The 17,180-nt window shown below is 62.0% G+C and carries 16 protein-coding genes; 13 read left to right on the top strand and 3 right to left on the bottom strand.

All coding sequences use genetic code 11. From position 1 onward, the window contains the following. Positions 1-9 precede the first annotated feature (9 nt). From AB8A33_RS02560 to AB8A33_RS02515, 10 genes are all read left to right on the top strand, one after another. Complete coding sequence (locus AB8A33_RS02560) at positions 10-636, top strand: DNA-3-methyladenine glycosylase I (protein ID WP_120287159.1); 627 nt, start codon at positions 10-12, stop codon at positions 634-636. Between the two features lie 21 nt (positions 637-657). Then, the gene (locus AB8A33_RS02555) at positions 658-1,272 is read left to right on the top strand and encodes an HD domain-containing protein (protein ID WP_120287160.1); all 615 of its coding nucleotides are present in this window, start codon (positions 658-660) and stop codon (positions 1,270-1,272) included. A 106-nt stretch (positions 1,273-1,378) separates the two neighbouring features. Continuing rightward, positions 1,379-1,885 (top strand): tyrosine phosphatase family protein, encoded by a 507-nt coding sequence (locus tag AB8A33_RS02550; protein ID WP_089265850.1) that lies wholly within the window; start codon positions 1,379-1,381, stop codon positions 1,883-1,885. A 137-nt stretch (positions 1,886-2,022) separates the two neighbouring features. Next, positions 2,023-4,713: a DUF2339 domain-containing protein gene (locus tag AB8A33_RS02545; protein ID WP_439091308.1), complete on the top strand. Its 2,691-nt coding sequence runs from the start codon at positions 2,023-2,025 to the stop codon at positions 4,711-4,713. A 144-nt stretch (positions 4,714-4,857) separates the two neighbouring features. Beyond that, complete coding sequence (locus AB8A33_RS02540; protein ID WP_439091307.1) at positions 4,858-6,366, top strand: flavin-containing monooxygenase; 1,509 nt, start codon at positions 4,858-4,860, stop codon at positions 6,364-6,366. Positions 6,367-6,551: 185 nt separating this feature from the next. Then, positions 6,552-8,243 carry a thiamine pyrophosphate-dependent enzyme gene (locus AB8A33_RS02535; protein ID WP_439091306.1) on the top strand — a complete coding sequence of 564 codons (1,692 nt, stop codon included), beginning with the start codon at positions 6,552-6,554 and terminating at the stop codon, positions 8,241-8,243. A 197-nt stretch (positions 8,244-8,440) separates the two neighbouring features. Continuing rightward, positions 8,441-9,223 carry an ABC transporter ATP-binding protein gene (locus AB8A33_RS02530; RefSeq protein WP_439091305.1) on the top strand — a complete coding sequence of 261 codons (783 nt, stop codon included), beginning with the start codon at positions 8,441-8,443 and terminating at the stop codon, positions 9,221-9,223. Next, a complete protein-coding gene (locus tag AB8A33_RS02525) occupies positions 9,220-10,077 on the top strand; it encodes an ABC transporter permease (RefSeq protein ID WP_439091304.1) in 858 nt (285 codons plus the stop codon). Before AB8A33_RS02530 ends, AB8A33_RS02525 begins: the two co-directional genes overlap by 4 nt. Before the next feature lie 32 nt (positions 10,078-10,109). Further along, positions 10,110-11,078 carry an ABC transporter substrate-binding protein gene (locus tag AB8A33_RS02520; protein ID WP_439091303.1) on the top strand — a complete coding sequence of 323 codons (969 nt, stop codon included), beginning with the start codon at positions 10,110-10,112 and terminating at the stop codon, positions 11,076-11,078. Positions 11,079-11,149: 71 nt separating this feature from the next. Then, positions 11,150-12,487, top strand: coding sequence for an amidase (locus AB8A33_RS02515; protein ID WP_439091302.1), 1,338 nt, complete (start codon positions 11,150-11,152; stop codon positions 12,485-12,487). A 45-nt stretch (positions 12,488-12,532) separates the two neighbouring features. On the opposite strand, the gene AB8A33_RS02510 is transcribed toward AB8A33_RS02515, so the two are convergent. Next, positions 12,533-13,069, bottom strand: a complete 537-nt coding sequence (locus AB8A33_RS02510) for a cupin domain-containing protein (protein ID WP_089266238.1) — start codon at positions 13,067-13,069, stop codon at positions 12,533-12,535. A gap of 165 nt (positions 13,070-13,234) precedes the next feature. Here AB8A33_RS02510 and AB8A33_RS02505 point away from each other — a divergent pair, with 165 nt between their 5' ends. The 3 genes from AB8A33_RS02505 (at position 13,235) to AB8A33_RS02495 (ending at position 14,703) form a co-directional block, all read left to right on the top strand. Continuing rightward, a complete protein-coding gene (locus tag AB8A33_RS02505) occupies positions 13,235-13,450 on the top strand; it encodes a CsbD family protein (RefSeq protein ID WP_439091301.1) in 216 nt (71 codons plus the stop codon). Between the two features lie 235 nt (positions 13,451-13,685). Next, complete coding sequence (gene trhO / locus AB8A33_RS02500; protein ID WP_439091300.1) at positions 13,686-14,483, top strand: oxygen-dependent tRNA uridine(34) hydroxylase TrhO; 798 nt, start codon at positions 13,686-13,688, stop codon at positions 14,481-14,483. After that, positions 14,476-14,703 (top strand): SlyX family protein, encoded by a 228-nt coding sequence (locus tag AB8A33_RS02495; protein WP_439091299.1) that lies wholly within the window; start codon positions 14,476-14,478, stop codon positions 14,701-14,703. Before trhO ends, AB8A33_RS02495 begins: the two co-directional genes overlap by 8 nt. Before the next feature lie 73 nt (positions 14,704-14,776). Here AB8A33_RS02495 and AB8A33_RS02490 read toward each other — a convergent pair whose 3' ends face one another. Next, complete coding sequence (locus tag AB8A33_RS02490) at positions 14,777-16,315, bottom strand: class I adenylate-forming enzyme family protein (RefSeq protein WP_439091298.1); 1,539 nt, start codon at positions 16,313-16,315, stop codon at positions 14,777-14,779. 246 nt (positions 16,316-16,561) lie between these two features. After that, complete coding sequence (locus tag AB8A33_RS02485; protein WP_439091297.1) at positions 16,562-17,167, bottom strand: nuclear transport factor 2 family protein; 606 nt, start codon at positions 17,165-17,167, stop codon at positions 16,562-16,564. Positions 17,168-17,180: the final 13 nt, after the last annotated feature.

Below are 17,180 nucleotides of genomic sequence, written 5' to 3'. Positions count from 1 at the left end.
GATCTCGGCATGAGCAAACCCGCGATTACGCATGCCGACGGCAAGACGCGCTGCCCATGGCCGGGTGAAGATCCATTCTATGTCGCCTATCACGACACCGAATGGGGCGTCCCGGAATATGACGACCGCGCGCTCTACGAGAAGCTGATCCTCGATGGCTTCCAGGCCGGCCTCTCCTGGATCACCATCCTGCGCAAGCGCGACAATTTCCGCAAAGCATTCGATGACTTTCAGCCGGAAAAGATCGCGCGCTACAGCGAGAAAAAAGTTCACGCCCTGATGAATGATGCTGGCATCGTGCGCAACCGCGCCAAGATAGAAGGCGCGATCCTCAGCGCCAAAGGCTATCTGAAAATCATGGAAGAAGGCGCCGGCTTCTCGAAATATCTGTGGGACTTCGTCGACGGCAAACCACTGGTCAACAATTTCAAGACCCATGGCAGCGTGCCGGCCTCGACACCGTTGTCGGCCAAGATTTCCAAGGACCTGCAGGGGCGCGGCTTCAAATTCGTCGGCCCGACCATCGTCTATGCCTTTATGGAGGCCACAGGCATGGTCAACGATCATCTCGTGACCTGCTTTTGCCACGAGGCCTGCATGGGCCTGAAGCGCAAGCCCCGCCTCAAGGCGAAGTAGCAGCAAGAAACTCAAGAACCGATGGCCAAATCAAAATTCTCTACTGACGTCGCCACCCGCGCCTGGCAACGCATGCTGTCGGGCCGGCGACTCGATCTGCTCGACCCCTCGCCGCTCGATATCGAAATTGCCGATATTGCCCACGGACTCGCGCGCGTCGCGCGCTGGAACGGACAGACCCATGGCGCGCATATTTTCTCGGTGGCGCAGCACACGCTTCTCGTGGAAGCCGTGTTGCGCGAGCAGATGCCGCGCGCCGACGAGCGCATGCGGCTCGCGGCCCTGCTGCATGACGCGCCGGAATATGTCATCGGCGACATGATCTCGCCGTTCAAGGCAGTGATCGGCGGCGACTACAAGGTGATCGAAAATCGCCTGCTCGGCGCGATTCACATCCGTTTCGGCCTGCCGCCGATACTGGCCCCGGAAATCACCAAACAGATCAAGGCCGCCGATATGGGCGCCGCCTATCTGGAAGCCACACGCCTTGCAGGCTTCAAGGAAGCCGAGGCAAAACGGTTGTTCGGCAAGGATCCCGGTCTGTCCGAGGCCATGGTCGAGGACTACCTGACGCCATGGTCCGCAGGTAAGGCTGAGAAGCGCTTCCTGACGCGGTTCGAGACGCTGCTCGGGTAATGCGCTTTCTTCTCCCTCCCCGAGCGCAGCGAGTGCGGAGGAGAAGAGCCGCGCCTTTGCTCGCCACAAACGCGGGTCTATAATCACGCTCAACAAAAGGACCGTCATGATCCACGTCTGCTCGCTCGCCGATCTGCATCCCACCGTGAAGGACACGGCCGCGAGCCACGTGCTCACCATCATGGCCAATGTCGCGCAGGTGCAGCGACCGCCGTCTATTTCGGAGGCCAACCATCTCAGGGTGCAGGTCGACGACATCACCGAGGCGATGGACGGCTTTGTCGCGCCGAACGAGGGCCACATCACGCAGGTGCTGGACTTCGTCCGCGGCTGGGATCGCGCCTCGCCGCTGGTGATCCATTGCTATGCCGGCATCTCGCGTTCCACCGCCAGCGCCTTTGCCGCCGCCTGCATGCTCAATCCGGACCGCGACGAGCGCGACATCGCGCTGCGCATCCGCGCGGCCTCGCCGATCGCGTCCCCCAACCGCCTGCTCGTGACCCTCGCCGACAAGGCGCTGGGCCGCGGCGGCCGTATGGTCCGCGCGCTCGACGAGATGGGCCCTGGCAATCTAACCGTGATCGGCAAGCCGTTTCGCCTCGATCTGGATTAATTCCAGCAATTGCGCGCCAAATACACGGATCGCGTGAACTAAAGTTCTCCACGACAACACATAGAGTTGCCATGTCCCCGGACGCCGTTCCGGGGCATGATTGGCGCGCGCCCTGTATCTTGAAGGTTTGATAGTCGATGTTCGATGATTTCGGTTTCGTCACGCTGGTGATTGCTATCGTTGCCTTCATCTTCGCGCGCAAGGCGCGCAATGAGGTGAAGGTGCTGCGCGCCCGGCTCGATGCCTATGAGGCGACACCGCGTGTGGCGACCACGACTGCCGCAGCAACACCGGACCTCACAGCGACCGCACCGGACATTGCATCCGCGCCTGCTCTCTCAGATACATCGACCGAGGTAATCCGCGAGGCCGCCCCCTCGATCCAGCCAGATGTCCCTGCTCACACTGCGCCCGAACCCGTCGCGCCTGTGGAAGCCCCTGCGGCTGGCCCCGGCTTCGAGGAACGCATCGGCACGCGCTGGGTGGTCTGGGTCGGCGGCCTCACACTGGCGCTCGGCGGCTTCTTCATGGTCCGCTATTCCATTGAGGCCGGCCTGCTCGGCCCCGAAGTGCGCGTACTGCTCGGCGGGTTGTTCGCGCTGGCGCTGCTCGCCGTCGGCGAATTCGCCCGCCGCAAGGAAAGCCTGTCTGCGATTGCACCGCTGCCCATCGCCAATATTCCGGCGATCCTCACAGCGGCCGGCACTGCCGTCGCCTTTGCGACGGTCTATGCGGCCTATGCGCTGTATAACTTCGTCGTCCCCGGCACGGCCTTCGCCCTGCTTGGCATCGTCGCCATGTGCACCATGGCTGCGGCCTTGCTGCACGGCCCGGCCCTTGCCGGCCTCGGCATCGCCGCCGCCTTCGTCACGCCGGTGCTGGTCTCGTCCGACAAGCCGGATTACTGGGCGCTGTATATCTATCTCGCCATTGTCATGGCGGCTGCCTTCGGCCTCGCCCGCATCCGGCTATGGCGCTGGCTGGCGCTGACCACCATCGTCTTCGCGACGCTATGGACGCTGCCGGGCCTCGACGCCGGAACGCCCGCCCTTGCACCGCATACATTCCATGTGCTCGCCGGCTTCGTCCTCGCTTCGCTGCTGGTCGTCTGTGGCTTCCTGTACGGCCCGCCGGCGGACGAAGGCCGTATCGAAGGCATCTCGTCGGGTGCGCTCAGCGCAAGCCTGCTCAGCGCGACGCTGGTCGTGCTCTCGAGCTTCCATGCCGACATCGCCATGGTCACCTTCGCGCTGATCGTCGTCGGCACGCTGTTCGTCGCCTGGTACGCTCAAGCCGCCACCGCGGCTGTTGCCGTGGCCGCAGGCTTCGTCGCCGTCGTATTTCTGGAATGGGCCATCCAGGGCAATCTCGACATGCTGGTGCTGCCCGGCGGGCCGCTGGCCGGCATCGGCGCCAGCCCGGTGGAGAGCTCGGTGTCGTTGCATCTCGCATCCGCCGCGCTCTTCGCCATCGGCTTCGGCGTGCTCGGCTTCCTCGTCCAAGGCCGCTCCGTCAGCGCCGTCATTCCGGTGATCTGGTCGGGCGCCGCGGTGTTCACGCCGCTGGCGCTGTTGATCGCGCTCTATGCCCGCATCGCGCATCTCGATCGCTCGATCCCCTTCGCCATTCTCGCCGTCATCATCGGCGCCGCCTTTGCCGCAGCCACCGAACTGCTCGGCAAGCGCGAGCCACGCCCGGGTCTTGCGATCTCCACTGCCCTGTTCGCCACCGGCACGCTCGGCGCGCTGGCACTGGGGCTGACCTTTGCACTGGAGAAAGGCTGGCTCACCATCGCCCTGTCGCTGATGGCGCTGGGCACAGCCTGGATCTCCATGCAGCGGCCGATCCCATTCCTGCGCTGGCTCGCAGCGATCCTTGCCGGCATCGTTGTCGCCCGCATGGGGTGGGAGCCCCGCGTGGTCGGCGATCTCGTCGGCACCACGCCGATCTTCAACTGGCTGCTGTGGGGCTATGGCGTGCCAGCGGCTTCGTTCTGGGCCGCCAGCATCCTGATGCGCCGACGCGGCGATGATGCACCACTGCGCATGGTGGAGTCCGCAGCGATCCTGTTCACAGTGCTGCTGGCCTTCATGGAGATTCGCCATTTCGTTAATGGCGGCGACGTCTACCGGTCGTCGTCGAACCTTACCGAAGTCGCGCTGCAGGTCTGCGTCGCACTGGCCATGGCGATCGGGTTGGAACGCCTGTGGGAACGGAGCCGCAGCATCGTGCACAGCGTCAGTGCCGGGCTGCTGACGCTGTTCGCCGGCGTCGCAAGTCTCGGCGGGTTGCTGTTCCTCACCAATCCCGGCATCTGGCATATCGATGTCGGCGGCGTGATCTTCAACCTGCTGCTGCTCGGCTATGCCCTGCCCGCCGTGCTCGCGCTACTGTTGTCCTATGCCGTCGCCGGCCGTCGCAAGCCGGCTTATGGCAACACCATCGCCGGTGGTGCGCTGGTCCTAGCCCTGATGTATGTGACGCTGGAAATCCGCCGCATCTATCACGGCCCGATTTTCTACAACGCTTCGATCACCGATGCCGAGCAATATACGCTGTCGATCGCGTGGCTGGGCTTTGGCGTCGTGCTGCTCGGCATCGGCATCCTGTTCAACTCGCAGCGTGCGCGGCTCGCCTCCGCCGTGGTCATCGCATTGACGATCCTCAAGGCGTTCCTCGTCGATATGTCATCGCTGACGGGCGTCTATCGCGCACTGTCCTTCATGTGTCTCGGCCTCGTACTGGTGGCCATCGGCTGGCTGTATCAGCGGATCCTGTTCTCGAGACGCACACAGCCACCCGCTGCGGCCGCTGCAACGGAAACCTGATGCCTCCCCGGCGCAATTCCCACTTGCGCATTCCCTGTGATCGTCAATGATACCGATCGCGGCGATCCCTGGCCTTAGGCCGGGGATCGCCGCATAAAAGCGTCCGCGCACCAAGCGCGAGAGCCAAAAAAAGATCGGGAGCCCATGAACGTCCAGGGAAAGATCGCCACAGATCCGTCCGTTGAAAACTCCGCCGAACATGTCGATGTGATCGTCGTCGGCGCCGGCATCTCCGGCATCGGCGCCGCCTATCATCTGACGAAGCAAAATCCCGATACGCGTTTTCTGGTGCTGGAAACCCAGGACAGTTTCGGCGGCACCTGGCATACCCATCGCTATCCCGGCATCCGTTCCGACAGCGACCTGCATACGTTCGGCTATCGCTTCAAACCCTGGACCTCGGCGCCCATTGCCACCGCCGCAGAAATCTTGCGCTATATGGGTGACGTGATCGCCGAGAACGGCCTCGACACGCGTATCCGCTACAAGCACAAGATCCAGTCCGCCAACTGGTCGAACGCCGACAAGCTCTGGACGCTCACCGTCATTCGGCACGACACCGGCGAGACGCTGAACTTCACCACGCGTTTTCTCTGGATGTGCCAAGGCTACTACAACCACAATCAGGGCTACACGCCGCAATGGCCGGGCATGGACCGGTTCAAGGGCCGCATGGTGCATCCGCAGACCTGGCCGGAGGATCTCAATGTCACCGGCAAGAAGGTCGTCGTGATCGGCTCCGGCGCCACCGCGGCGACCCTGGTGCCGGCCATTGCGGACAAATGTGCTGAAGTCACCATGCTGCAGCGCTCGCCGACCTTCTTCATCACCGGCCGCAATGCCAACGCGCTGGCAGAGACGCTGCGCGAGCTGGATGTCGACGAAGAATGGGTCCACGAGATCGTTCGCCGCAAGATCCTGTTCGATCAGCAGGCCTTCACCAAACGCACCAATAGCGAGCCGGAGGTGGTAAAAGAGGAACTGCTGAAAGGCGTCCAGGCCTATCTCGGCAAGGACTACGACATCGCTACACATTTCACGCCGCGCTACCGGCCATGGCGGCAGCGCATCGCCTTCATTCCCGACGGCGACCTGTTCCAGAGCATCAAGGCCGGCAAGGCGAGTGTCGTCACCGATGAGATCGAGACTTTCACCGAGCAAGGCATCATGCTGAAATCAGGCAAGACGATCGACGCCGACGTCGTCGTCACCGCCACCGGCTTCAATCTCAACATGCTCGGCGATATCGCGTTCTCCATCGATGACGCACCGCTGAATTTCTCCGACACTGTGAGCTATCGCGGCATGATGTTCACCGGCGTGCCGAACATGGTGTGGATCTTCGGCTATCTGCGCGCGAGCTGGACTCTGCGCGTCGACCTCGTCGCTGACTTCGTCTGCGGCCTGCTGAAGCATATGGAGGCGACCGGCGTCACGACGATCACTCCGCAGTTGCGGCCCGAGGACAGCGACATGCCACTGCTGCCCTGGATCGATCCGGAGGACTTCAACCCGGGCTATATCATGCGCGGCATGCATCTGCTGCCGAAGCGCGGCGACAAGCAGGAGTGGCAGCACAACCAGGACTACTGGAGCGACAAGGACGTATTTCCGGCCATCGACTATGGCGATCCGATCTTCCGATACAGGTAACAAACGTTCAACACATCGCGCATTTCTCCAAGTATTGCGCAAACATAATTGACCATCATGAAACCGTTTCGCGGTTCAGCTATTGCTGCTGTGCGGTCGTTCGGTTCCCATGTCGGGATCGCCGACCGCATCGCTGCATCAGCCCGCCTCCCGGCGAAGAGCCAATTCTAGAAATCGGAGCTCCCATGTCGAAAACTGTCGCGGATGAGATTGTCCATGTGCTTGAGACGATTGGCGTACAGCAGATTTTCGGCCTGATCGCCGACTCGCTTAATCCTTTGGCGGACTCAGTCCGGCGCAGCAGGATCGAATGGGTCGGGGTACGACACGAGGAAGGCGCGGCGCTGGCCGCCGCAGGCCAGGCCAAGCTCACCGGCAAGCTCGGCGTCTGCGCTGGCTCCACAGGGCCCGGCAGCACGCATCTCGTCGCCGGCCTCTATGAGGCTGCGCGCGATCATGCCCCGGTGCTGGCCCTCTCTGGTGAAATGGCGCGGGCAGCCAAAGGCGTCGACTTCTTCCAGACTACCGAGCCGGACCTGCTGTTTCGCGACGTCGCGCTCTACACCCAGACCATCACCACCGCCGCGCAAGCGCCCGGCGTGATCCACCAGGCGATTTCCACCGCCTATGCCGGTCCTGGCGTGGCGCATCTGACGCTGCCTGTCGACGTATTGTCGTCGAAGGCCGAAGGAGCCACAGCGAGCCTTGCCACGCTGGTGCCGCGCGGCGAGATCCTGCCCAACGATACCGCCATACAGGAAGCCGCGCGCCGCATCGATGAGGCCGGCAGCGTCGTCATCATGTGCGGCCACGGTGCAATCGGCACGGCCGAATTGCTGCGAGCCCTGAGCGACAAGCTGAAAGCACCACTCATGCATTCGGTGCGCGGCAAGGAAATCATGGCATTTGACGATCCACGCTGGATGGGCGGTCTCGGCATGATCGGCACCAAGGCCGTCTACAACGCCGTGCATGACTGCGACCTTCTGGTGATGGTCGGCACCGACTATCCCTATTCGAACTTCCTGCCCAGAAAAGGCAATGTCATCCAGATCGATGTGCGCGCCGAAACGCTCGGCAGGCGCACACCGACGAGCCTCGGCGTCATCGGCTCGGCACGCCCCGCGTTGAAGATGCTGCTGGACCGGGTGCAGACCAAGACCGACAGCAAGTTCTTCGAGACAACCAGCCATGCCCGCGCCAAATGGGACGAGATGCTCGACAAGCAGGCCGATCCCGCGCGCAGCAAGAACAAGATCCATCCGCAGGCCGTCGCGCGCATCGCCAGCGATCTGGCACGGCCCGATGCAATCTTCGTGTTCGACACCGGATTGAACACGCTGTGGTCGGCCAACTGGATCCGCCAGAACGGCACTCAGCGCATCATCGGCTCGTTCAACAATGCCGCGGTCGGCACGTCCGTCGGCCAAGGCAACGGCGTGCAGATCCTCGATCGCAGCAAGCAGGTGATCGTGCTCACCGGCGACGGCGGCTTTAACATGCTGATGGGCGAATTCATGACGGCTGTGCAGCACAAGCTGCCCATCAAGGTCATCGTCTATAATAACTCCGCCCTCGGCCTGATCACGCTGGAAGCCGAAAGCATCGGCCTGGCGCCGTTCCGCGAAGCCATCGAATTCCCCAACCCCGATTTCGCCGCACTGGCGCGTGCCTGCGGCGCGCAGGGCTTCACGGCCAAGCAGCCGGGTGACCTCGAAAAGGCCATCGCCGATGCGCTGGCCTGTGACGGACCCGCCATCGTCGATTGCGTGGTCGCTGCCGACGAGATCCCGAACCTGCCGCATGTCGACGCCGCCATGGTCGGCAATTACGCGCTGGCGAAGATCAGGGAAGCAGTGATGGCGGTGACGGGCTAACGCAAAGTGTTCGCCAAAAATACACTTCGCCACACCTGCTCAATTTATCGCCGAGAATAAATCCAGCCTGCCCAAAGCCGGGGCAAAACACTTCAAGCCTCAAGCTATCAGCAGAAAACCTGCGCGATTGCTTGAGGCTTTTTCGCGCCCAAGATGGCACGCAGCTTGCGTATGTGCGGTACCCAGGAAACCGCATCATGCCGCCGAAACAAGTTCAGCTCACCGTCCAGAACATCAGCAAGTCGTTTGCCGGCAAGGGCGGCGACGTCAATGTGCTCGACGACCTCTCCTTCACGATCAACGAGCGCGATTTCGTCAGCATTATTGGCCCCAGCGGCTGCGGCAAGACGACCATCTTCAACATCATCGCCGGCCTGCTGGAGCCCGATGGCGGCACTATCACCTATCGCGGCAAGGAAATCGAAAGCCTGCGCGGCCGCGTCGGCTATATGATGCAGAAAGACTTGCTATTTCCGTGGCGCACGGTGATGGGCAATGTGCTCCTCGGGCTGGAGACGCGCGGCGTCAACCAGAAGGAAGCCGAGGAGAAGGCGCGCGAATATCTCAAGCAGTTCGGTCTCGCCGGCTTCGAGAACGCCTATCCCAAGACCTTGTCCGGCGGCATGCGCCAGCGCGTGGCGCTGATCCGCACGCTGATCATGGATCCCGATATCCTGCTGCTCGACGAGCCGTTCTCGGCGCTGGATTACCAGACGCGGCTGTATCTCGAAGGCGTGCTGAAGGATGCCGTGCAGAAATTCAACAAGACGGTCATCCTCGTGACCCATGACATCGACGAGGCGGTCGCGCTGTCGAAGCGGGTCGTCGTGCTGTCCGGCCGCCCGGCACGGGTGAAGGTCGTGCATGAGATCAACATCGAGGCAACCTCACCCATCACCGCGCGCAACGACGTGAAATTCTCCACCTATTTCAAGACGCTTTGCGCTGAACTGGATATCCAGACGGAGACAACATCATGAGCCTCGTGATGTCCGGCACATCCGCGCGCAAGAAGGCCGCACCGCGCAAGTCCCGCAAGAAGCGCTCGACCTTCGATACCACGCTCGGTCGCGCCGTACTGCAGCTGCTCGCCGTCGCCATCTTCTTCGCGCTTTGGGAAGCCGGCGTGCATGCCGGTTATATCTCCGCCTTCCTGATGGGATCGCCCTCCGGCATCTTCGCCACGTTCTACAAGCTGATCCTGAGCGGCGAACTGCTGTCGGACTCCTGGTACACGCTGTTCGAGGCTATTCTAGGCTTCATCATCGGCACCATCTTCGGATCGCTGTTCGGTCTGGCGCTGTGGTACTCGGTGTTCGTCGCGAAGCTGGTCGAGCCCTTCATCGTTGCCATCAATTCCGTGCCAAAGATCGCGCTCGCGCCCATCGTGGTGCTGTGGTTCGGCACCGGCCTAATCTCGAAGGTCGCACTCGCCGTTTCACTCACTGCACTGGTAGCGCTGATCGCCGCTTATCAGGCGGCCAAGGATGCCGACGTCGATCTGCAGTCGCTGATGATCTCCATGGGCGCCGACAAGCATCAGGTGTTCTGGAAGGCTGTGGTGCCATCCACACTGCCGTCGATCATCGCCACCTTCCGCATCAATATCGGTTTCGGCCTGGTCGGCGCCGTGGTCGGCGAGTTCATCTCGTCGCAGCGCGGCCTCGGCCACATGATCTTCCTCGCCTCCAGCCTGTACGACCTCAACTCAGTCTGGGTCGGGCTGTTCACGCTGATGATCCTCGGCTTCGTGCTCTATTACGTCATCGACATCATCGAGCGCACCTCGCTGCCGTGGAAGCAGGCGACCACCTCGCATCAGGTCCAGGTTTAATCCCTCTCTTTCCACCATAACGGAGACGTTCCATGTCGTTGCTGAAGCGTATCACCGGCGCCACCGCGCTGGCCGCTATCCTGCTCGCCACCCCGGCTATGGCGCAGAACAAGAAGGTGGTGCTGTCGCAGGCTTTCCAGTCGATGCTCTATCTGCCGCTCTATGTCGCCATCAACGAAGGCTTCTTCACCGCGCAGGGCCTCGACCTCACCAAGGAAACCGCGGGCTCGCCCACGGTCGCACTCTCGGCGGTGATCTCCGGCAGTGCGCAGTTCTCGATCCATGGTCCGGAGTGGACCGCCATCGCCGCCTCTAAAGGCGCGCCAGTTGGCATCATCGCCAATGTCGTCAACGGCGCCGCCGTGTGGATCGCGACCTCGCCGGACTTCAAGTTCACCGACGTCAAGAGCCTGAAGGGCCAGAAGGTGGTCGTCGGCACCATGCCGACCACCAGCACCTCGCTGTTCCTGAAGCTGCTGAAGGAGAACGGCATGGACGGCAAGACCGATGTGGAGATGATCCCCGTCGCAATCGGCAGCGAACCGGGCCCGTTCCTCGCCAAGCAGGCTGACGTCGCCGTGATGTATGAACCCGGCCTGGATCAGGTTGTCGCCAAGGGCATGAAGGTGGTCTACGGCTTCCCGAAGAGCTACGGCGCCTATGCATTCTCGTCGGTGACGGCGCGCAATGACGTCAATCCGGATCTGGCGCAGCGCGTCACCAACGGCATGGAAATGGCGATGCGCTTCATGAAGAAAGATCCTGCCAAGACCGTGGCCATTGCGCAGAAGGAATTTCCAACGCTGGATCCGGCCGTGATCGAATCCGCCGTCAAGCGCATGCTCGCCGACGGCGTCTATCCGGACAGCGTCGATATTTCTGCGCCGTCACTGAAGATCTCCATGGACACCCAGATCGCGCTCGGCAATCTCGCGGCCCAGCCGGACTATGACAAGTTTGTGGTGAAGAAATACATCGAGCCTGCACTGGCGATGAAGTAATATCGAGGGCGCGCAGTCTCGCGGCTGCGTGCCTCTCTTGATCCCAGAAGAAACCTTCAGGACGACACCACATGACGAATACAACCGCGCGCACCGCAGCATCTGGCGCGGGGGTTCTCGACCTGCTGCGGCTGTTCAAGGGCAACACATCCGCAGCCGACCATTACGCATCCGAGCGCCTCGCACAGGCCAAGGCTGCGGAGCCGGTCCTGAAAGCTTTCGAAGTCCTGCCCACCGATACCGTGCGCAAGCCGGGGCCGCTCTCCGGCATCCCCGTCGCCGTCAAGGACATCATCGCTACCACCGATATGCCGACAACCAATGGCTCGGCCGTCTATGCCGACCACGTGCCATCGGCCGATGCCTGGGTGGTCGAACGGTTGCGCAATCTCGGCGCCACCATCTTCGGCAAGACGGTCTCCACCGAATTCGCCTGGCGCCACCCCGGCCCGACTACCAATCCATGGAACAGCAAGCACACACCGGGCGGCTCGTCTTCGGGCTCGGCCGCCTCTGTCGCTGCCGGCATCGTGCCGCTGGCGCTGGGAACGCAGACGCTGGGCTCCATCATCCGCCCCGCTGCCTTCAACGGCGTCGTCGGATTCAAGCCGAGCTTCGGCGCTATCCCCCGCAGCGGCGCGCATCATCTCAGCCAGTCGCTCGACCACATCGGCTTCTTCGCGCGGAAAGTCGACGACGTCGCCTATGCGCTGTCACTCATTGCCGGCACCTGCCACAGCGATCCCCATGGCGCGCCGGTGCCGGCCTTTGAAATCTCCGTCGAGCGCGGCGTAGCCCCGCTGCCGTCGCCGCGTCTCGCGGTGGTGCGCTTCGCCAAATTCGCCAAGGCCGAGAGCGAACAGCAACAGGTGTTCGAGGCCTCTGTTGCGCGACTTCGCAGCGCGGGTGCTGTGATCGAGGAACTTGAACTGCCCGAACTGGATCGCAGCAACTGGGACGCGATCAATACGATTCTCGCGGCCGAAGGGGCGGTGATCTTCGGCGATCTCGTCGCGCGCTATCCCGACAAGACCAGCGATCACCTGAAGAAGCTGGTGGAAACCGGCAGCGCCATCAGCGCGGCAGCCTATCTCAAAGCCAAGACGCTGCAGACAAAGCTGCGCGCGGACTTCACCGCGCAGATGACGAACTACGACGCTGTGCTGACACTGCCGGCCTATGGCGAAGCACCGGAAGGGCTGAGCTACACTGGCGACGCCGAATATTGCGCGCCATGGACCCTGATCGGCGTGCCCGCGCTATCGCTGCCCGCCGGGTTCGGCAAGAACCATCTGCCGCTCGGCCTACAGGTGGTCGGGCCCTATCTGAACGACTTGCGCACACTGCGTGTTGCGAAGTGGATCGAGAGCGCGCTGGCATTCTCGCCGGGATTGCCGGAGATCAAATAGCAAAAGGCCCTCGCCCAATCTCGGGCGAGGGCCTCAGCTCGATACTTACTTCTTCACCGCGCCATCAGGATGTGTGGGATCGACCCACAGCACCGTCTCCGGCTTCTCCACCGGCTCGATATCGATATTGATAGCGACCGCTTCTCCGTCGCTGCGCACCAGCACGCATTCCAGCACCTCGTCAGCGCTGGCATTGATCTCCTGATGCGGCACGTAAGGCGGCACGAAGATGAAATCGCCAGGACCGGCCTCCGCGGTAAACTGCAGGCGATCGCCCCAGCGCATCCGAGCCTTGCCCTTCACCACATAGATGACGCTTTCGAGATGGCCGTGATGATGCGCACCGGTCTTGGCATCCGGCTGGATCGACACGGTGCCAGCCCAAAGTTTCTGCGCACCCACGCGCGCGAAATTGATGGCCGCCGCGCGGTCCATGCCTTTGGTCGATGGCACGTTGGTATCGAGGTTGTCGGCGGGAATGACGCGAATGCCGTCGTGCTTCCAGCGATCTGGATCATGATCGTGAGAATGATCATGCGCGTGATCGTGCGGATGAGTGTGATCGTGGCCGTGACCGGACATTTCAATGCCTTCTTGGGTTCCGAAGAAATGCTGCCACCGCATGTGGCATCACGCCCTCGGGAGTGAGGAACATTCAATTGAGCTGGCAATTGTCCCTGCGAAGCTCAAGCAGCGCATATCGAGAATGGTCTCGGAACTGCGTCTGCAACATGACAGGAGTATCCCATGGGTGCCACCGCAGACAAGATCAAGGGAACCGCGAACGAAGCCATCGGCAAGGCCAAGCAGGGCATCGGTGAAGCCGTGGGTTCCGACCGCCTGCAGGGCGAAGGTCTGATCCAGGAAGGCAAGGGTCACGCGCAGAAGGCCGTCGGCGATGCCAAGCAGGCCGCCAAGGACGCCGCCGACAAGGCGTCGGACTTCGCGCACCGCAAACTTTAACCAATTCCAACCGGCGGAGTTTTGACTCCTCCGTCGGTCGCAGGTGACGCTGCAAAAGAAGCCGGTCCCAAGAGGGGCCGGTTTTTTTGTCCGTCGGCTCGTTACGCCAACCCGCCCGGGAATGACATAGGTCAATACCTGCGCAGGCGAGCATCCGGCCGCCAGCCCTGAGGGCACGATATTTCGGCGAGTTCCCGGACTTCCCCCTCGCTGGTCCGGCTGGTAAACCCCCGCCATGTTCAAGGTCGCCGCCCTCTATCAATTCGCCGCGCTGCCGGATTTCCGGCAATTGCGCGAGCCGCTGCGCGCATTCTGCGTCAATCTCGGCATCAAAGGCTCGATCCTGCTCGCCGAGGAAGGCATCAACGGAACCGTGGCAGGCACCGACGCTGCCGTCGGCACGCTGGTTCGTGAACTTGAAACCGGCGTGATGTTCAGCGACCGGCTGAACCACCTCGAGTTGAAATTCTCTCGCGCCAGCATGATGCCGTTCCTGCACATGAAGGTGCGGCTGAAGAAGGAGATCGTCACACTCGGCGATCCCCGGACCGATCCGACCAAGACCGTCGGCACCTATGTGGATGCCGCCGACTGGAACGAGCTGATCGTCGACGAGAACACCCTGGTGCTCGACACACGCAATGCTTTCGAAGTGGCAATGGGCACGTTCGAGGGCGCGGTCGATCCGGAGATCGCAAGCTTCGGCCAATTCAAGGATTTCGTCACACGCACGCTCGATCCCGAGAAGCACAAGAAGATCGCGATGTTCTGCACCGGTGGCATCCGCTGCGAGAAGGCAAGTTCGTATCTGTTGTCGCGCGGCTTCGCCGACGTTTATCACCTCAAGGGTGGCATCCTGAAATATCTCGAGGAGATTCCCGAGGCCGAGAGCCGCTGGCGCGGCGAATGCTTCGTGTTCGACCAGCGCGTCGCGCTCGGCCATGGCCTCGTCGAAAGCCAATCGATCAAGCCTGACTTGCCGATCAATTCGGAAGATTTTGCGATGCTGCGGGAGAGCGCATCCGATGAGTGAGACCGCAAAAGACCTGACAGGCTTGCGCGAACGTATCGACGCACTCGAAACTCGCGTCGCCTATCAGGACGACACGATCGAGACGCTGAATGCGACGATCACCGCCCAGTGGAAACAGATCGACATGCTGACGCGGCAGGTCGCCACGCTCAGCGAGCGGCTGCAGGAAGCCGAAAGCAACAGCGGCGCGCCGCGGAATGAACCTCCGCCGCATTATTGAGAGGCGGCCTCTTACTTTCCCTCTCCCGCTGCGGGCAGCTTTGCTGCGCTGGGGGAGAGGGAAAGAAAAAGCGCTACGCGGACAAATCCGCCGCCAATTTCCGGTCTCGCAACTCGCGCTTCAGCACCTTGCCGATGGCGCTGCGCGGCAAAACATCGACCAGCACGACATCATTGAGTCGCTGGAACTTGCCGACACGCTCATTCGTCCAGGCCTTCAACCCCGGCGCATCGACGGAGGCACCCGCCTTCATCACCACGAAGGCGACCGGTGTCTCACCCCACTCTTCCGACGGCATGGCCACGACAGCGGCTTCGAGCACGTCATCGTGTTTCGTCAGCACCGCTTCCAGATCGCTCGGATAGATATTGAAACCGCCGGAAATGATCATGTCCTTCTTGCGGTCCATCAACTGCAGAAAGCCGTCTTCGTCGAAACGTCCGACATCGCCGGTCCGCACATAGCGTTTGCCGGAGGCATCGTGCCAGAACGTCTCCGCGGTCTTGCCGGGCTGGTTGAGATAGCCCTGCATGATGACAGGCGAATGCCCGACCACTTCGCCGATTTCGCCCTGAGCTACGAAATTGCCATCTTCGTCGATCAGGCGAATGTCGTGATCCGGTGCCGGCTGGCCGACCGTGTGCAGCTTGGTCGGGTGTTCATGCGCAAGCAATACGCAGGTGCCGCCGCCCTCAGTCATCCCGTAATATTCGGTCAGCCCGCCCGGCCAGCGTTTCAACACATCGGCCTTCAGCGCGCCGCCGAATGGCGCCGAGGTCGAGAACTTCATCACGAAAGACCTGAGATCGAAACTGTCGAAATCTTCAACGGCCATGATGCGGCGATACTGCACCGGCACCAGCATCGCGTGGGTCGCGCGATGCTTTGCGCTCAGTTCAAGAAATCCTCGCGCATCGAACTTCTTCATCAGCACCAGGGTGCCGCCACCGGCAAGTGTCGGATTGAAGCAGACCAGCGTGGTGTTGGAATAGAGCGGCGTCGACAGCACGGTGACGGCATCCGGCCCGTAACCCAGCGGATCGAGCTGGCCATATTGCCGCCAGCGCATCCAGCAGGTGTGGATGATGCCCTTCGGCGTACCGGTCGTTCCCGAGGAATAGATGATATTGAAGACCCATTCCGGATCGATCGTCACCGGTGTGGGCTTCACGCCTTCGGGCGCCAGCCATTGCGCGAACGGCTTGCCGGCCTTACCGCCATCGAGCGCAATGCGCTGGACCGAGGGATCAATCGCAGCATCCGCAAAGGAGGCCGCCGTCGCATCATCCATGAACAAGATTTTTGCCGCTGCATCCTTCACCATCGCAGCGAAATCGGCTGGCGTCGATGACGGCGCCAGCGGCGCCACCGCAACGCCAGCGCGCAGTGCTCCAAGAAACACCGCGGCATATTCGATGGAAGAGAGCGCGCAGATCGAAATCGCATCGCGTGGCTTGAGGCCGCTGGCCTGCAGTGATGCAGCGATACGGTCGATAAGCGCATCGAAGGCGGCGTAATCGATCTGGCTGTTAGCATCGATCACAGCGATCTTGCCGGGCTTCGACACAGCTGTGTTACGGACCAGTGCATCGAGGGTGATGAAGTCGGGCATGCGTTTCCTCGTTTCTTGTTTGTTTAGTTGAATTCCGAAGCCGGCAGCCTTTCCCTCCCCCCGCACGAAGCGAAGCTTCGCTGGGTAGGGAGGGTGGCCGGCCGAAGACCGGCCGGGTGGGGGCGCCCCACGCTCAGTCGTGTATGCGGCAACCCACCCGTCACGCTTTCTCGCTACGCTCGCAAGCGCGCCACCCTCCCCACTGCGCGCGGGCTAAGCCGCGCTTGAGGGAGGGAGAAGGAAGCATTACCGATCCAGCTTTTCGCCGTTCAGCCACTTCTTGCCGCTGGCATAAAGTGCCTCCACCGCGTCACCGCGCAGCCCCGGCATATCCGGCTTGATCTGATAGCCGATCTGGGTCTGCAGATAAGCGAGATGGCGATACCCCTCCGGGAAGCTCGCCAGCAGATCCGCATCGAGCTTCAGAGGCGCGCCGGGCACCACGGGATCCATACGATCCTTCTCATAGATCGGCTGGCGCAGGACCATGCCCCATTTTCCGTCGCGCTTTTCGAGGAAATCATAGAACCGCCCGGTCAGCATTACGTCAACATTGACGCCGTGCACCAGCGCGCGCTGGGCGATGGTCATCTTGGTCTGCGAAATTGCGCGGGTGCCTGCGAGATCGATCGACTGCGCGCCGAGGAAATGCATGATCGAGACGCCCTTGGCCCAGCCGGCCTTGCTCATGGCGATGAATTCGTCCGCGGTGCCTTGGGTCCAGGTCGCCACCATGCGGCCATCGTCGAACCAGACGGTACGGAAGCGGTCCCAGTCGCCCGCATCACGCCAGACTACCCAGTTTTCAATGAGATCGCGGATGGCAAGGCGGTCGATAATCTCTATATCCATGGAATATCCAATA

This window comes from Tardiphaga sp. 813_E8_N1_3, assembly GCF_051811025.1.
Lineage (GTDB): Bacteria > Pseudomonadota > Alphaproteobacteria > Rhizobiales > Xanthobacteraceae > Tardiphaga.
Note: the sequence above shows the minus strand (reverse complement) of the source record. Positions and strands in the feature narration are given on the sequence as shown.

Bases quoted from the DNA above. Each gene is read 5' to 3' on its own strand.
- trhO (WP_439091300.1), top strand. From the start codon at position 13,686: ATGTTCAAGGTCGCCGCCCTCTATCAATTCGCCGCGCTGCCGGATTTC.
- AB8A33_RS02485 (WP_439091297.1), bottom strand. From the start codon at position 17,167: ATGGATATAGAGATTATCGACCGCCTTGCCATCCGCGATCTCATTGAA.
- AB8A33_RS02505 (WP_439091301.1), top strand. From the start codon at position 13,235: ATGGGTGCCACCGCAGACAAGATCAAGGGAACCGCGAACGAAGCCATC.
- AB8A33_RS02550 (WP_089265850.1), top strand. From the start codon at position 1,379: ATGATCCACGTCTGCTCGCTCGCCGATCTGCATCCCACCGTGAAGGAC.
- AB8A33_RS02530 (WP_439091305.1), top strand. From the start codon at position 8,441: ATGCCGCCGAAACAAGTTCAGCTCACCGTCCAGAACATCAGCAAGTCG.
- AB8A33_RS02540 (WP_439091307.1), top strand. From the start codon at position 4,858: ATGAACGTCCAGGGAAAGATCGCCACAGATCCGTCCGTTGAAAACTCC.
- AB8A33_RS02490 (WP_439091298.1), bottom strand. From the start codon at position 16,315: ATGCCCGACTTCATCACCCTCGATGCACTGGTCCGTAACACAGCTGTG.
- AB8A33_RS02515 (WP_439091302.1), top strand. From the start codon at position 11,150: ATGACGAATACAACCGCGCGCACCGCAGCATCTGGCGCGGGGGTTCTC.
- AB8A33_RS02525 (WP_439091304.1), top strand. From the start codon at position 9,220: ATGAGCCTCGTGATGTCCGGCACATCCGCGCGCAAGAAGGCCGCACCG.
- AB8A33_RS02520 (WP_439091303.1), top strand. From the start codon at position 10,110: ATGTCGTTGCTGAAGCGTATCACCGGCGCCACCGCGCTGGCCGCTATC.
- AB8A33_RS02560 (WP_120287159.1), top strand. From the start codon at position 10: ATGAGCAAACCCGCGATTACGCATGCCGACGGCAAGACGCGCTGCCCA.
- AB8A33_RS02535 (WP_439091306.1), top strand. From the start codon at position 6,552: ATGTCGAAAACTGTCGCGGATGAGATTGTCCATGTGCTTGAGACGATT.
- AB8A33_RS02495 (WP_439091299.1), top strand. From the start codon at position 14,476: ATGAGTGAGACCGCAAAAGACCTGACAGGCTTGCGCGAACGTATCGAC.
- AB8A33_RS02555 (WP_120287160.1), top strand. From the start codon at position 658: ATGGCCAAATCAAAATTCTCTACTGACGTCGCCACCCGCGCCTGGCAA.
- AB8A33_RS02545 (WP_439091308.1), top strand. From the start codon at position 2,023: ATGTTCGATGATTTCGGTTTCGTCACGCTGGTGATTGCTATCGTTGCC.
- AB8A33_RS02510 (WP_089266238.1), bottom strand. From the start codon at position 13,069: ATGTCCGGTCACGGCCACGATCACACTCATCCGCACGATCACGCGCAT.